Source organism: Tardiphaga sp. 172_B4_N1_3 (assembly GCF_052076035.1).
GTDB lineage: Bacteria > Pseudomonadota > Alphaproteobacteria > Rhizobiales > Xanthobacteraceae > Tardiphaga > Tardiphaga robiniae.
In genome coordinates, this window is the sequence record NZ_CP197238.1 from 2,912,852 (window position 1) to 2,928,517 (window position 15,666).

Here is a 15,666-nt window from a genome sequence, read left to right on the forward strand (position 1 = left end):
GAGGTCGGACGGCGAAGCCGGCCGGGTGAGGGGCGAGGCAGGAGAGAAAAGACAGGCGCAGAACCATCGGATCGAAGGACGGGAGACCCGAGAGCGCGCGCGCGTGGTGACAACGGTGACCGCCCCTCACCCGCTCCGGCTGCGCTGCGCTTCGCCGGATCGACCTCTCCCCGCAATGCGGGGAGAGGTTAAGAACCTCAGCCCACCACCGGCAATGTCTTCACATCATACCCATGGCTGATCTTGCGCTTCAGCACGGGGTCCTCAATCTCGTAGTCGAAACGATCGGCCGGACGGATGCCGCCCTTGGCGGCGAAGGTGCCGCCGAACATGGCGGTGCCGTCTGGCAGCTTGTCGCTGTCGAAACCTTTCTTGATCAGTTCGGCCACCGGCAGCATGCCGCTCAGCAGGCCCTCCTGATACAGCACCTTCTCGCCCTTGATGGTGGCCCAGGAGCGCAGAATGATCTGGTCCCAGTGCGGAAGCAGTTCGGAGAGCTCCCACACGACAGGTGCGATCGGCTTGTCGCACATCTGCTTCGACACGGTGATGTTGTAGGTCTCGACCTTGCGGTCGGTATGGTCGGAGCCGACGCCGACATAGGTCTTGCCGCCTGACGCGATCAGGCAGAATTCGACTTCGCCCGACGAATTCTCGTCGGTGCATTCGATCATGCCGTCGGTGGTGAAGCGGCGCGCCGAGCAGCGGTAATAGATCGGCGTCGAGGCCGGAGGCGCGATACCGAGCGCTTCGAGTTCCTTGATGTGATGATCGCGCGCGACGGGATCGCGGCCGGTCCAGCCGGCGATGACGCCCTGGGTGATCTTGAGCGTCAGCGGCGACTTGGTGCCTTTTGCGTCCAGCGTGAACGCGATCTCGGTGGTCATATGGTTCTTCCTTGCTTGCAATTGAAAGTGAGCTCCGGCGTCGCGCTCCCTCTCCCCGCCTGCGGGGAGAGGTTAGAAAACATCAGCCACGAACGAGCGTCTCCATCCCCGCGGCGAGTTCGAAGATGCGACGGTCGGAGCCGCCGGCGGCTGCCAGCATCAGGCCGACAGGCGCTTCGTCCGGGGCCGAGATCGGCAGCGAGATGGCGCAGCCGTCGATCATGTTGATCAGCGTGCAGTTGCGCAGCGCCATCAGGTTCTGCTTCGAGAACACCTTGTCGTCGGCCATGTCGGCAATCGACGGCGGCGTGATCGCGCAGGTCGGCAGCACCAGCGCATCGTAAGGAGCGATGCGCTTTTCGGTGCGCGCGATCAAAGAACGGCGCATCGGCAGGAGATCGAGATAGTCGGCGGCGTTCTGGGTCTCGCCGCGCTGGATGCGCAGCGCGACTCTGGGATCATAGACGTCACCCTTGCTGGCCAGGAGATAGCGATGCCAGGCGTAGCTCTCAGCCGCCGTAAAGCCGCCCTTGGTGCTCATCGGCGCGATGTCGTTGAACTCAGGCACTTCGATGCGCTCGATGATCGCGCCCTTCTCGGCGAGCTTCTTCAGCGCACGCTCGAACGCTGCTGCGACAACAGGATCGAGATCGTCCATCGCCATGGTGGTCGGTACAGCAAGGCGCATGCCCTTGATCGGGCGCGGCGTGAGCTCAAATTCCGGTTCGCCGGCCAGCACAGCATCCATCACCGCGCAGCAGGCGACCGAGCGTGCGAGCGGGCCGATGCTGTCGAGCGTAAAGGACAGCGGCACGGCGCCATCGAGCGGCACGCGGCGCTGCGTCGGCTTGTAGCCAACGATGCCGTTGAAGGCTGCCGGAATACGGCAGGAACCGCCGGTGTCGGTACCCAACGCCGCATGCGCCATGGCATCGAGCACGGAAACGGCGGCGCCGGAGGACGAGCCACCCGGCACATGGCCGACCTCGCGCTTCCACGCGCCTTTGGGCGTGCCGTAATGCGGATTGGTGCCGATGCCCGAATAGGCGAATTCGACCATGTTGGTGCGGCCGATCACCACGAAGCCGGCGCGGCGCAGACGCGCGACGGTGGGCGCGTCGGCATCGGCCGGCGCGGAATCGTCCAGCGCGCGCGAACCGGCGCGGGTCGCCTGACCCTTGATGTCGAACAGGTCCTTGATGGAGACCGGAATGCCGGCGAAGCGCGACGGCGCGGCATTGGCCTTGCGCAGCGCGTCCATGGCATCGGCGGCGGCCAGAGCCGCATCCTTGTCGACATGGATGAAGGTGCGCTCACCCTCGCCGTTCGGATCGGCGATTTTGGCCAGACAGGCTTCGACCAGTTTGCGCGAGGTGGTGCGGCCGGCGGCGAGGTCGTCGGCCAGGCTGGCGAGGGTCGGTGCGGTCTGGTGGAAGTCGTTGCTCATGGTCGCGGCATCCTGTGTGTCTTGCCGGACCCGCAGGTGGTCACGGCGCCCGGTCGGTATCGCCGAAAGTGTCCTCGATTTCCAGATCGAGCAGCGCGGAGCTGAGCGATTTGCCATGCGCATCGAGCGCGAGCGATCGCGTCACCCCGCCGCCAAGCGCCTGATCCATCACGAAGTTCAACGCTGCGAGATTGGGCAGCTCGTAGCGGACCACCTCGCCCGCGACGATGCCCGCAAACAGGGCCTTCACGCGCGCGGCGGTCACCTGGGATACTATCAACGGATATAGCTTTGCGTCAAAGGCAATTACCGAGATGTTGGAAATGTTGCCTTTGTCACCTGTGCGGGAATGGGCGATCTCGCGCAGCTTCACGTCATACTCCCTGAACCATCCGTACCAACCTACCCTGCCTGGTTGCAGCGGGACAAGCCTCGCACGTATTTCAACCGGAATTCCACGTCGTCCCGCAGTGAGCAGATACGGCCATGCAGCACGCGCGCTGGACCGCCCCCGGTGGAATGTGGAATGTCCATCCAGAGGACAACGAACGGGGCCAAATCCCCGTCCAAGGGAGAGAACACGACACATGGCTGAACCAGCCCGCGCGCGGCCGAAACCGACACCGGAAACCCAGCATTATTGGGACGGCGCCAAAGCCGGCGAACTCCGCCTGCAGCGCTGCGACGATTGCAGCAATGTGTATTTTCCGCCGCGACCGTTCTGCCCCGGCTGCGCCTCGCGCAAGGTGTCGGTGTTCAAGGCCTCGGGCAAGGGTTTCCTCTACAGCTACGTCATCAATCATCGCCCCGCTGCGCCGGGCTTCACGCCGCCTTACGCGATTGCCGTGGTCGAGCTTGAGGAAGGTCCGCGGCTGATGAGCAACATCATCGATTGCCCGCAGACGCCCGAAGCGCTCGAACTCGACATGAAGCTCGAGGTCGCCTTCGAGAAGCTCGACGACGCCATCACCCTCCCCGTATTCCGTCCGGCGAAGGGCTGAGATCATGCGCAGAAACGCAGTCGCCGTTGTCGGCGCAGCCGAGACCACCGAGCTCGGCGTCATCCCGAACATGTCGCAGCTCCAGCTTCACGCGGATGCGGCGCTCAACGCCATCAAGGATGCCGGGCTGAAACTGTCCGACATCGACGGCATCGCCACAGCCGTCGAGACACCGCAGCAGATCGCGCATTATCTCGGCATCACGCCGACCTGGGTCGACGGTACATCCGTGGGCGGTTGCTCCTTCATGCTGCATGTTCGCCATGCGGCCGCCGCGATCGAAGCCGGCCTGTGCAAGACCGTGCTGATCACACATGCCGAGTCCGGCAAGTCGATGATCGGCAAATTGCCGCGCTCGATTCCGGCCGACAGCCTGCAGGGCCAGTTCGAGGCGCCTTATGGCGTCTACGGTCCGCCAAGCATGTTCCCGATCCCCGTGCTGCGCTACATGAAGACGCACGGCATCACCCACGAGCAGATTGCCTCGGTCGCGGTGTTCCAGCGCGAATGGGCCGCGAAGAATCCGCGTGCGATGATGAAGGCGCCGATCACGGTCGAGGACGTGCTGAACTCGAAGATGATCGCCTATCCGTTCCGCATCCTGCAATGCTGCCTCGTCACCGATGGCGGCGGTGCGCTGATCCTGACCTCGGCCGATCGCGCCAAGGATTTCCCGAACAAGCCGGTCTATATTCTCGGCACCGGCGAGAGCGTGGAAACGCCCATGGTCAGCCAGATGAAGACGTTCGATTCATCGCGCGCCTTTACCGTGGCCGGACCAACCGCGTTCCGTGAGGCGGGGATCGCGCACAAGGACGTCGATCATCTGATGATCTACGATGCCTTCGCGCATCTGCCGCTGTATGGTCTCGGCGATCTCGGCTTCATGCCGCATGAGGAAACCGGCAAGTTCATCGCCGACGGCAACACCCGCCCCGGCGGCAAGCTGCCGATGAACACCAATGGCGGCGGCCTCAGCTATATGCATTCCGGCATGTACGGCATGTATGCGCTGCAGGAGAGCGTGCGACAAATGCGCGGCATCGCACCGGCGCAGGTGCCGGGCGCGAAGATTTCAGTCTGTCACGGCGTCGGCGGCATGTTCGCCGCGTCGGGCACGGTGATTTTTACGAACGAGAAGTAAACGCGGTGCCTTCTCCCCACTTGCGGGGAGAAGGTGGCTCGAATGCGCGAAGCGCGTTCGAGACGGATGAGGGGGACTATCCGCAAGCACGGAGCAAGCGGATAGTCCCCCTCACCCGCCCCGGCTTCGCCGGGACGACCTCTCCCCGCAAGCGGGGAGAGGTTAGAAAACATCAATCACACCACCAAAGGAAAACCCACATGGCATCTACCAAATCACTCGACGGCAAGGTCATCGTCGTCACCGGCGCGGGTCGCGGCATTGGCCGGGGCATCGCGCTGCTCTGCGCCGCTGAAGGCGCCAAGGTCGTCGTCAACGATCCCGGCGTCGGCACCGACGGTTCGGGCGGCGACGGCGCGGCACCGGCCGAACAGGTCGTCGAGGAAATCAAAGCAGCCGGTGGCACCGCCGTTGCCAACTTCGAGTCGGTCGCCGAAGCGATCCCGGCCAGCAAGATCATCAAGCAGGCCGTGGACACCTACGGCAAGATCGACGGCGTGGTGAACAATGCCGGCATTCTGCGCGACGCGATCTTCCACAAGATGTCCATCGATGCCTTCGAGATGGTGATCAAGGTCCATCTGATGGGCTCGTTCTACACCTCGCACGCCGCCGCACGTTACTTCCGCGAGCAGAACTCCGGCTCGTTCGTGCACTTCACCTCGACCTCCGGCCTGATCGGCAATTTCGGCCAGGCCAACTACTCGGCCGCCAAGCTGGGCATCGTCGGCCTGTCGAAGTCCATCGCGCTCGACATGGGACGCTTCGGCGTCAATTCGAACTGCGTCTCGCCCTTCGCCTGGAGCCGCATGATCGGCAGCATCCCCACCGAGACCGAAGCCGAGAAGGCCCGCGTCGAGCGCATGCAGCGCATGGGTCCGGAAAAGATTGCACCGCTGGTGGCGCATCTGCTCTCCGACGACGCCAAGGAAATCTCCGGACAGATCTTTGCCGCCCGCATGAACGAGATCTTCCTGATGGGCCAGTCGCGCCCGCTACGCTCCATCCACCGCGCCGAAGGCTGGACCCCGCAGACCCTTGCCGAGCACGGCATGCCGGCGCTGAAGTCGTCGTTCTACAAGCTCGACCGTTCGGCTGACATTTTCAGCTGGGATCCGGTCTAAGCGTCTAATCGGCTCGCGGGAGCATCAGTCCCGCGAGCCGATTTCTACAACCCAGAATTTAAAACGAAACAATATTACTCAAATAGCTATGCATAGCGGTCTTATCTGACCCGAGATCGCGCTAATTTCGTCATAAAGAATTCAAACGCCGGCCAAGACCGGCTATGTCACCAGCAATCAACGGGTTTGACGTCACGCATGTGCGGACGAAACCGCATTTGCTGGACGAACATCATGACAGATCACGCGGGCGCGATGCCCTCCGCGGCCATGCCGCATTCCAAGCCGCTGAATTCCCCCGCCCGCGTTCTGCTGGCGAGCCTGATCGGCACCACGATCGAATTCTTCGACTTCTACGTCTATGCCACCGCCGCGGTGCTGGTGTTTCCAAAACTGTTCTTCCCGGCCGGCAACGACACCGCCGCGCTGCTCGCGTCCTTCGCGGTGTTCTCGATCGCGTTCTTTGCGCGTCCGTTCGGCGCCGTCGTGTTCGGCCATTTCGGCGATCGCGTCGGCCGCAAGACCACGCTGGTCGCAGCCTTGCTGACCATGGGCATTTCGACCGTGCTGATCGGCCTGCTGCCGACTCACGCGCAGATCGGCCTCGCAGCACCGCTTCTGCTGGTGCTGTGCCGTTTCGGCCAGGGCTTTGGTCTCGGCGGTGAATGGGGCGGCGCGGTGCTGCTCGCCACCGAGAACGCGCCGGAGGGCAAGCGCAACTGGTACGCCATGTTCCCGCAACTCGGTGCGCCGCTCGGGCTGTTCCTGTCGTCGGGCACGTTCTTCATCCTGCTGCATTTCGTCTCGCCGGAAACGTTCCTGAGCTGGGCGTGGCGCGTGCCGTTCCTCGCCTCCATCGTGCTGATCGCCATCGGATTGTGGGTGCGCCTGTCGATCACCGAGACGCCGGAATTCCAGAAGGCCATCGAGAAGGCCGAGCGCGTTGCCGTCCCCAGCATGGAGCTGCTGCGCAAGCACAAGCGCAGCCTCGTGCTCGGCACGCTGGTCGGTCTGATGACCTTCGTGTTCTTCTATGTCTGCACGGCCTATCTGCTGTCCTACAACGTCGGGATCGCGAAGATGTCGCTGCTCGATGCGCTCAAGGTGCAGATCGCCGGCGCCGTCGCCTTCGGCACCACCAACATCCTGGCCGGCCTGCTCGCCGACAAGATCGGTCGCCGCACGCTGCTGATCGCCAATTGCCTGATGGTGATCGTGTTCTCGTTCTTCCTGGCGCCGCTGCTGTCAGGCGGCGTGGCGGGCATCTATGCCTTCGCGCTGATCGGTCTGGCGATCTTCGGCATCAATTACGGCCTGATCGGCGCCGCACTCGCGGCACCGTTCCCGACCACCGTGCGCTATACCGGCGCGTCGATGACGTTCAATCTGGCGAGCATCTTCGGTGCCTCGCTGGCGCCTTATATCGCCACCTGGCTGCAGGCGAATTACGGGCTCGCTTACATCGGCTATTACGTGCTTGCCGCCGCGGTGATCACACTCATCGCGATCTTCGTGTCAGACAAGCACGAGGTTTGAGCGCGCTCGCATGACGATCTCAAAGGGGCAGCGCTGGCGCTGCCCCTTTTGTTTGTCAGTTCGACGCCTGCTGCCGCTTGAGTTCGTTGCGGGCGGCGTCGCGCTCGAATTCGCCGTCGCCCCGGCACACCTCGGCGGCCTGTTTCAGATAGGGCAGCGCCTCCTGCGGCTTGCGCTTCACCATCAGATACTGACCGAGATAGAACGACACGCCGCAAGGGCCGAAGTCGTCGTCGAGCGGCATGTTCTTCATTTTGGCGAGCATCTCGTCGCGGGTCATCTGGCCGAGATAGAGCGCCACCATCGGCCACGGCCAGCCCTTCCGATCGAGCGTGTCGGTGTTGCGCTTCAGCTCGCCAATATCGTAATCGCCGCTACGCGCCCGCGCGATGTAGCGCAGCAGCTTGCCCAGTTCGTATTGCGGCGTCTTCTCGACCACATCGCCGAAGTCGGCGGCAGCCTCGGCGAAATGTCCCTCGATGAAGTTCATATGCGATCGCCGGTTACGGGTGTCGGGATCGTCCGGCCTCAGCTTTAGCGCCGCGTCCAGGTCCGGGATCGCGCCGGCAAAATCGCCCTTGCGCGCAAAGGCGATGCCGCGGTCAACATGGGCGCCGACGTCGTTCGGATCGCCGGCCAGAACGACGTCGAAATCCGCGATCGCGCCGTCATTGTCGCCCCGTCGAATCCTGACGTCAGCGCGACCACGGTGGGCATAGGTGTCGCCGGGCTTGATCTGCAGCGCAGCGTCGTAATCGGCCAGCGCCTTGCTAAAGTCTTTCTTGGCGGCACGGCTGTTACCGCGCAATGCGAACGCCGCATAGTCTTTCGGATCGACGCGGATGGCTTCCGAGAAATCTGCGATCGCGCCATCGATGTCGGCCAATCTCTTGCGCAACATTCCGCGTCCACGATGGTAGGACGAATTGCCCGGCTGCAGGCGAATCGCCTTGTCATAATCGGCGCGCGCCCGCACGAAATCGCCCTTGGATTCATAGGCGCTCGCCCGCGAGCCGAAGCCCGAGGCGTAAGTGGAATCGAGGGCGATCGCCTTGTTAGCATCCGCGATAGCCAGATCGAATTCGTCGAGGCGGTTGTGGACCATAGCGCGCGCGCCATAGCCTTTCGCAAAATCAGGATTGAGTGCGATGAACGCAGTAAAATCCGCGCGCGCCGCCTCCATATGGCCGAGTTCGAAGTTCCCGATGGCGCGAAGGCGAAGCGCTTCGGAGCGCTCGGCATCCGTTGCGCCGGGACGATCGATGATATCGCTACAGCCTGCGATCATCCGCTGATCCATCGGCGGGCGACATCCATTATCCGCGTGCGCTGACAATGATGTGGCGAACAGCAATGCTGCAGAAGCGACTGCAACACATATGTGACAGCGAAACGATGACATGGAACCGCGCATCAAATGAGGGCTTTGGTCTTGGTCGCGCGGAACTATCAAAACGTTCACTGCGCTGCGATGCGCGCTTGTGCACCGCCATGACCGCGCGGCAGCATCGAATTGTGTAGCATCCCCGTCGCAACGGTATTTAAACTCCCGGCAACGGCTGGAGAAAACCAGAAAAGCCGGGAGGACGACGATGCCAACTCAGCTCACGCAAGACTCTGCTCACCCCGCCGCAATATCCAACTCACTCAGTCGCAGAAATATCCTAGGCAGCGCCGCTGCATTGGCAGCGACGACGCTGATCGCACCCGATGCGCTGGCGCGAAATTTCAACCGCGGCGCGGAACCGCAGCGCTATCCCGATCCCGATATCGTCGTCATCGACGCCAATCGCTTCAAGGCGAGAGTCGGCAACACCGTCATCAAGCGGCTCTATACGGGCTGCCTGTGGGCGGAGGGACCGGCGTGGAATGCACAGGGTCAGTATCTGATCTGGAGCGATATCCCTGCCAATCGCCAGTTGCGTTATCTCGACGATGACGGCCACATCTCCGAGCGCTTCCGCTATCCATCCGAGGAGAGTAACGGCAATTCGTTCGACACCGAGGGCCGCCAGCTTTCCGCGCAGCGCACGCGCCTCGTCCGCTTCGAGCACAATGGCAGCGTCACGACGCTCGCCGAACAGGCCAACGGCAAGCCGCTGAACGGGCCGAACGACATGGTGGTCAATCCCGTCGACAAGGCGATCTGGTTCACCGATCCCGGCTACGGCGCCATCAATCTCTATGAGGGGCAACGCGCAGCGGCGGGCGTCACGCAGCCGCACCAGAAGGAAGCGGTGTACCGCATCGATCCCACGAGCGGCCAGGTGAACAAGGTCGCCGACGATCCGTTCAAGCCGAACGGCCTCGCGTTCAGTCCGGACTACAAGAAGCTCTATGTCTGCGACACCGGCATCACGCATTATCCCAATGCCAAGAATGCGGTGTGGCAATACGACGTGGACGGCGGCAAGCTCTCGAATGGCAAGCCGCTGATCGACATGACGCTGGATGGCAAGTCCGGCTTCCCTGACGGGCTGCGCGTCGATACCGAGGGCAATATCTGGGTCGGCGCCGGCTGGGTTGGCGAGGGCTATGACGGCGTGCAGATCTTCGCGCCGGACGGCCAGCGCATCGGCCAAATCAAGCTGCCGGAGACCTGCGCGAACGTGTGTTTCGGCGGCAAGAAGCGCAACCGGCTGTTCATGACGGCGAGCCAGTCACTCTATGCGGTCTATGTGGAAACGCAGGGCGCGCATTTCTGTTGAGGGACCCACGTCGCAGCCAGCGGCTTCGCGCGACTCTCTCCACGTCATGCCCGGGCTTGACCCGGGCATCCAGCTTTGCTGGCAAGCAACGGAGAAGATGGATGGCCGGGTCAAGCCCGGCCATGACGTAGGGATAGGACGTAGCGTCTCGACGACTACCCGCTATTCCGCAGCCCCGCCGAGATGCCATTGATCGTCAGCTGAATCCCGCGCAGCACCTGCTCGTCCGGATTATTCGCACGGTGCTCTTTCAGCAGCTCGACCTGCACATGGTTGAGCGGATCGAGATACGGGAAACGGTTGCGGATCGAGCGATCGAGCAGCGGGTTGTTTTGCAGCAAGCGCTCCTGCTCCATAATATCCAGCAGCGTCTCGATGCACAGATGCCATTCGCCGCGGATGCGGCCAAAGATGGTCTCGCGCAGCTTTTGGTCGGCGACAAGCTCAGCATAGCGCGAGGCGATGGCGATGGAGCTCTTGGCCAGCACCATGTCCATGTTGGACAACAGCGTGCGGAAGAACGGCCATTCGCGGTGCATCTCCTGCAGGAACGCCATGCCCTTGTCGGGATGATTGGCGAGCCAGGCATCGATGGCGCTGCCGAAACCGTACCAGCCCGGCAGCATCAACCGGCATTGCGCCCAGGAGAACACCCAGGGGATGGCGCGGAGATCCTCGATGGCGCGGGTCTTCTTGCGCGAGGCCGGACGGCTGCCGATGTTCAGCGTCGAGATCTCGTTGATGACGGTGGATTCCCAGAAGTAATCGACAAAGCCTTCGGTCTCATAGACCAGCCCGCGATAGGCCTTGAAGGCCAGTTCGGAAATCTCCTCCATGGCTTCGAGATATTCGCGGCGCGGCGCGCTGTGCTTTGGCGCCAGCAGGCTTGCTTCCAGCGTTGCAGCGGCGAGGATTTCCAGATTGTTGCGGCCGACCTCGGCGTTGGAATATTTGCTGGAGATGATTTCCCCCTGTTCAGTGATGCGGATCTGCCCATCCACCGCGCCGCCGGGCTGCGCCAGGATCGCATCGTGGCTCGGGCCGCCGCCGCGGCCCACAGAGCCGCCGCGGCCGTGGAACAGCCGCAGCCGGATGTGATGCCGCTCGAACACTTCGATGAGCTCGATCTCGGCCTTGTACAGTTCCCAGCCGGAGGTGACGAAGCCGCCATCCTTGTTGCTGTCGGAATAGCCGAGCATGACTTCCTGCACCGCGCCGCGGCTGTCGACCAGCTTGCGATAGTCGTGCAGCGAGAACATGCGGTCCATGATGGCTGCAGAGGCCTGCAGATCCTCGATGGTTTCGAACAACGGCACGATGTTGATGCCGCTGCGGCCGGAGCAATCGACGAGCCCGACCTCCTTCAGCAGCACTGCGACTTCGAGCATGTCGGAGACGCCCTTGCACATGGAGATGATGCATTGGGGGATTGCCGCCGCGCCGAATTTCGCATGAACCTGCGCCGCCATGCGGAATAGCGCCAGTTCGCCCAGCGTTTCCTCGCTGTATTTGACGAACAGCGAGCCGAGCGGCCGCGCGTTCTTCAATTCGTTCGTCAGCAGCGCAATGCGCGCTTCCTCGCCGAGCGCGAGATAGGACGTGCCGGGCATCGCGGCATCGATCAGTTCGGCGACGGTGCGCTCATGCACAGCGGAATTCTGCCGGATGTCGAGACTGGCAAGATAGAAACCGAAGCAATCCACCGCGCGGCGCAATTGGCGCAACCGGCCGCGGGCGATGACAGCGGAATTATCAGCGATCAGCGAACGATCGAGCACGTCGAGATCGGCCTTGAACTCCTGCGCCGATGCGTAAGCCGGGGCATCGCCCACGGCCGCGCGGCGGTTCGGCAATTCGAGCGCATGGGCCGTTGCCGCCATGCGGGCATAGACGCCGGAGATCGCCAGACGATAGGGCTCGCCGGCGCGGTGCGGCGATGGATCAGGGGAGCGTTCGGCCAATGCGCGCAGCTCATCGGAGACATCGGCGAGATGCGCCGCCATCGACAGCTCCGCGCCCAGCGCGTGAAGTTCGTCGAGATAGAAGCTGAAGGCGCGCCTGCTCTGCAGCATCATGGTGCCGCGCATCACATCTGCCGTGACGAACGGATTGCCATCGCGGTCGCCCCCGATCCAGCTGCCCATGCGCAGGAACGAGCCGAGTTCGGCAGCGCCGCCCTGCGCGCGCAGGCTGTCTTCCAGCACACAATGCAGCCGCGGCACTTCACGCAAAAACGTATAATCGTAGAACGACAATCCGTTGGCGACCTCATCGAGCACCGTCAGCTTGCTCCGGCGCAACAGATTGGTCTGCCACAGCGTCACGACGGCGCGGCGCAGCTGTTCCTCGGACGCCTCGATCTCATCGGCGGTGAGCTGCATGCGCTCGCGCCGGTCCAGCAATGCCGCGATTTCCATTTCGCGGTCGATGGTGCTCTTGCGGCGCACTTCGGTGGGATGCGCGGTCAGCACCGGACTGATCAGCGCCTGTCCGAAGAACTTGCTGAGCAGCGCCGCATCGATGCCGGCCTCGCGCGCGCGCTTCACCGCATGGGCCAGCGTACCCGATGCATTGGCCGCATTCGCGCGCTGCGCCCGCATCCGGCGGATGTTGTTCTGGTCCTCGGCGATATTGGCGAGATGGGAGAAATAGCTGTAGGCGCGAACGATGCGCACGGTCTCGGCGATCGACATGCCGTCGAGAATGGCTTCGAGTTCACGCCGCGCCAGCTTGTCCTCGTCGCGGTGAAAACGGACCGAGGTCTGCCGGATATTCTCGACCAGGGCGAATACCGCCTCGCCTTCCTGATCCCGCACGGTGTCGCCGAGGATACGGCCGAGCAGCCGGATGTCCTCGCGCAGCCGGGCATCGGCCTCCTGGTGAGCAGGATCGTCACCGCGCTGGGATGCGGGTTCTTCGGTGGACAGGGTCAGGGACACAAGGACGCTCCAGGAAGTTGCCGGCGCCCCATTTGGTCGCAAGTCATGCTGCGACGCAAGACGAAGTTGCAGCGCCCAGCAGTGTCCCGGAACTCAGCTTCGTGGCTTTACCTTACCTAAGATCCGATCCGCCTCGGTGCGCCAGTCCGCGCTGCGCGCGAAACCCGCCTCGCCCTTGGTGCCGAACAGCCCGTCATCGGCGAGATCCGCGACCCAGCCCTGCCGCTCGGCCGTCCCCTCCGCCGACCATGGCGTGAGGCCGATCTCACGCACGGTCTCGGCGACCTCACGGACTTCCTCGCTGCGGCGGCGGCCATGTTCGATGACGCGCTGAAAGAAATAGGCGCCCTGCTTCTCCCAGTCGATGCTCGGAAACGTCTCGACCAGCGAGGCGATCACCGCGTCCTCGACGCCATAGGCGCGCGCGGTCGTAAAGCTCTCGATCACCATGGCCTCGAGGCCCTTGATCATGATGCTGCGGCACATTTTGGTGGCCGAGGCGACGCCAAGCTTGTCGCTGGCGACTTGCGCATCGAAGCCGATGGCGTTGAGCAGCGGCGCGAGATCGCGCGCGCCGGTGCCGCCGAGCAGCAGCGGCACCCTGATGCGGTATGGCGGGATGGAGGTCATGACCGCGCCCTCGACATAGCGGCCACCTGCGCCGTCGATCAGTGCAGCCGCACGCTGCTTGGCGCCGGGCGATGCCGAGTTGAAATCGAGAAACCACGCCTGCGGCTTCAGACCGCGCACGCAGGCCTGCGCCGCCGGCACCGTCTGGCTCGCGGTGACAGCGCAGACGATGAAGTCCGCGCGCGAGGCGAGATCGGCATGCGAGGATGCGAGCGTGACGCCATGGGTCTCCGCATGGTCCCTCAACGGCCCGGCATCTGCGCCGTCGAGTTTGAGATCATAGGCGCTGACTGACATCTCCTGCTTGCGCAGGTCTTCGGCGAGAATGCGCCCGACTTCGCCATAGCCGATCAGGCCGACGTGCCACTGGTTCGAACGTTCAGTCATATTGCTTACTGGACCTTGATGTTTGCCGCCTTCAGCACCGGCCCCCATTTGTCCGCTTCGGCATGCATGAACTTGTCGAAGTCGGCGGGCGAGGAACCGACCGGCGTGGCATCGATCTTCTTCAACGCCGCTAGCACCACCGGATCCTTCAACGCCGTCACCAGATCCGCATGGATCTTCGCCACGACATCGGCCGGCATGCCGGCAGGTCCGAGGAATCCCCACCACACCGCCGTATCATAACCGGCGACGCCGGATTCGGCGACCGTCGGCACATTGGGCAGCGCCGCCGAGCGCGTCGCCGTCGTCACGGCCATGGCACGCACCGCGCCGCCTTCGAGCTGGCCGACGATCTCGGGCAGCGGATTGATGCTCATGGGAATGTCGCCGGCAATCACCGCGGTGAGCGCTGGCGCACCGCCCTTATAGGGGATCGAGACGATCTTGGTGCCGGCCATATGGTTCAGCAATTCACCGGCGAGATGCGCCGAGGTGCCATTGCCGGACATGCCGTAGGACAGCGAGTCCGGCTTGGCTTTCGCCTGCGCCAGCAACTCCTGCAAATTCTTGGCTGGATTGTCCTTCGACACCACGATGGCCAGCGGCGAATAGGCGACTTCGCTGATCGCGGTGAAATCCTTGAACGTGTCGTAGGGCAGCTTCGGATAGAAGAACTGATTGAGCGGATGGCCCGATGCGACGAGGATCAGCGTATAGCCATCGGGCGGCGACTTCGCGAGGGCCTGCGAGGCGATGATGCCACCGGCGCCCGGACGGTTGTCCACCACCGGCTGCTGCCCCCAGGTCTTCGACAGCGACTGCGCAAAGGTCCGCGCCAGCACGTCGACCGCGCCGCCTGCTGCATAGGGCACCAGGATTGTCACCTGCTTGCTGGGAAACGTCTGGGCGTGCAGCGACGGGCTGGTGAAAGACAGCAGCGCAGCCGCCGCGGCGATGGCCAGTTTCATGGGCGCAGGCAAAGACACGGGCATGGGTTGTCGTCCCTCTTGTAATATCGCGCAACAATCTCGTGTCGTTGCTACTTGATAGTGCTACTTGGCTGTGGTCGCAGCGCGCAGTCCGGATCGTGCGATGGCCGCATCGACCAGTCCCTGCGCCTTCACATCCTCGGTGAATTTGCGGACAAATGCCATCCCCTCATCGCGCCCCTTGGGGATCGCGATGGCATGCCGCTCGACGCCCCAGCGTCCCTCCAGCACCTTCGCCCCCGGCGCCTGTTCGGCGAGTTCAAACAGCGTCGCCTTGTTGGTGGCGAACACATCGATGCTGCCGGCCATCAGCAGGCCGGGCGCAAGCCTGATGGCCGGCACGCGAACGACCTCGGCATTCTTCAAATCGCGCGACAGAACCGCATCGGATGAACTGCCCGCGGTGATGCCGACATGAACGCCTTTGACATCGACATCATCAGCCCCCGCAACCCTGGACTCTTTCGCGACGAGATAGCCAAGATCACTTTCCAGATAAGACGGGCCGAAATCCATGTCGTTCGCACGCGCGGCCGACGCATTGGTGAAGGCGGCATCGACGGCGCCTGTCTTCACCGCTTCGAGAACCTCGGCATTCCTGGAGAACACCACCGGCTCATAGGGCACGCCCAATTGCCGCGCGAGCTCCTTGCCGAGATCGTAACCGACACCACGCGGGCCTTCGGTTTGCGATACGAGAATAGACGTCGGTGTTCCCGGATAGAGCCCGACACGCAGCTTGCCTGATGGTGCGAGGATCTGCTTCGGCTCGAGATCGACGGCGACTGCAGGACCGACAAACGCTGCCACCAGGAGAGCGATCGCCGCGATCTGCGCGGCAAGTTTGTTTCCAATCATTGCCACGCGCATCATC

General features: G+C 63.3%; 13 protein-coding genes. 5 read left to right on the plus strand and 8 right to left on the minus strand.

Going from position 1 to position 15,666, the window contains the following annotated elements:
* Positions 1–197: 197 nt before the first annotated feature.
* The 3 genes from AB7783_RS13810 to AB7783_RS13820 all read right to left on the minus strand — a co-directional run bounded on the left by AB7783_RS13810 (position 198) and on the right by AB7783_RS13820 (position 2,707).
* Positions 198–887 (minus strand): DUF2848 domain-containing protein, encoded by a 690-nt coding sequence (locus tag AB7783_RS13810; RefSeq protein ID WP_439064438.1) that lies wholly within the window; start codon positions 885–887, stop codon positions 198–200.
* An 82-nt stretch (positions 888–969) separates the two neighbouring features.
* The gene (locus tag AB7783_RS13815; RefSeq protein WP_439083112.1) at positions 970–2,334 is read right to left on the minus strand and encodes an amidase; all 1,365 of its coding nucleotides are present in this window, start codon (positions 2,332–2,334) and stop codon (positions 970–972) included.
* Between the two features lie 40 nt (positions 2,335–2,374).
* Positions 2,375–2,707 (minus strand): AtuA-related protein, encoded by a 333-nt coding sequence (locus AB7783_RS13820; protein ID WP_068735784.1) that lies wholly within the window; start codon positions 2,705–2,707, stop codon positions 2,375–2,377.
* Positions 2,708–2,921: 214 nt separating this feature from the next.
* On the opposite strand from AB7783_RS13820, the gene AB7783_RS13825 reads away from it, so the two are divergent.
* The 4 genes from AB7783_RS13825 (at position 2,922) to AB7783_RS13840 (ending at position 7,139) form a co-directional block, all read left to right on the plus strand.
* The gene (locus tag AB7783_RS13825) at positions 2,922–3,335 is read left to right on the plus strand and encodes a Zn-ribbon domain-containing OB-fold protein (protein WP_120291263.1); all 414 of its coding nucleotides are present in this window, start codon (positions 2,922–2,924) and stop codon (positions 3,333–3,335) included.
* A gap of 4 nt (positions 3,336–3,339) precedes the next feature.
* Positions 3,340–4,479 carry a thiolase C-terminal domain-containing protein gene (locus tag AB7783_RS13830; protein WP_439059239.1) on the plus strand — a complete coding sequence of 380 codons (1,140 nt, stop codon included), beginning with the start codon at positions 3,340–3,342 and terminating at the stop codon, positions 4,477–4,479.
* 200 nt (positions 4,480–4,679) lie between these two features.
* A complete protein-coding gene (locus AB7783_RS13835) occupies positions 4,680–5,603 on the plus strand; it encodes an SDR family NAD(P)-dependent oxidoreductase (protein ID WP_093756564.1) in 924 nt (307 codons plus the stop codon).
* 234 nt (positions 5,604–5,837) lie between these two features.
* On the plus strand, positions 5,838–7,139 hold the full coding sequence (locus tag AB7783_RS13840) for an MFS transporter (RefSeq protein ID WP_175366507.1): 1,302 nt from the start codon (positions 5,838–5,840) through the stop codon (positions 7,137–7,139).
* Between the two features lie 55 nt (positions 7,140–7,194).
* On the opposite strand, the gene AB7783_RS13845 is transcribed toward AB7783_RS13840, so the two are convergent.
* On the minus strand, positions 7,195–8,427 hold the full coding sequence (locus tag AB7783_RS13845) for a tetratricopeptide repeat protein (protein WP_441277948.1): 1,233 nt from the start codon (positions 8,425–8,427) through the stop codon (positions 7,195–7,197).
* A 304-nt stretch (positions 8,428–8,731) separates the two neighbouring features.
* On the opposite strand from AB7783_RS13845, the gene AB7783_RS13850 reads away from it, so the two are divergent.
* A complete protein-coding gene (locus tag AB7783_RS13850) occupies positions 8,732–9,847 on the plus strand; it encodes an SMP-30/gluconolactonase/LRE family protein (protein WP_439083110.1) in 1,116 nt (371 codons plus the stop codon).
* 155 nt (positions 9,848–10,002) lie between these two features.
* Here the strand turns inward: AB7783_RS13850 and ppc are convergent, their stop codons facing one another.
* From ppc to AB7783_RS13870, 4 genes are all read right to left on the minus strand, one after another.
* Positions 10,003–12,780, minus strand: coding sequence for a phosphoenolpyruvate carboxylase (gene ppc / locus AB7783_RS13855; protein ID WP_439084216.1), 2,778 nt, complete (start codon positions 12,778–12,780; stop codon positions 10,003–10,005).
* Positions 12,781–12,879: 99 nt separating this feature from the next.
* Positions 12,880–13,803, minus strand: coding sequence for a DUF1932 domain-containing protein (locus AB7783_RS13860; RefSeq protein ID WP_439083109.1), 924 nt, complete (start codon positions 13,801–13,803; stop codon positions 12,880–12,882).
* Between the two features lie 5 nt (positions 13,804–13,808).
* Complete coding sequence (locus AB7783_RS13865; protein ID WP_441277949.1) at positions 13,809–14,795, minus strand: tripartite tricarboxylate transporter substrate binding protein; 987 nt, start codon at positions 14,793–14,795, stop codon at positions 13,809–13,811.
* Between the two features lie 60 nt (positions 14,796–14,855).
* Complete coding sequence (locus AB7783_RS13870; RefSeq protein WP_441277950.1) at positions 14,856–15,662, minus strand: transporter substrate-binding domain-containing protein; 807 nt, start codon at positions 15,660–15,662, stop codon at positions 14,856–14,858.
* Between the last annotated feature and the right edge of the window lie 4 nt (positions 15,663–15,666).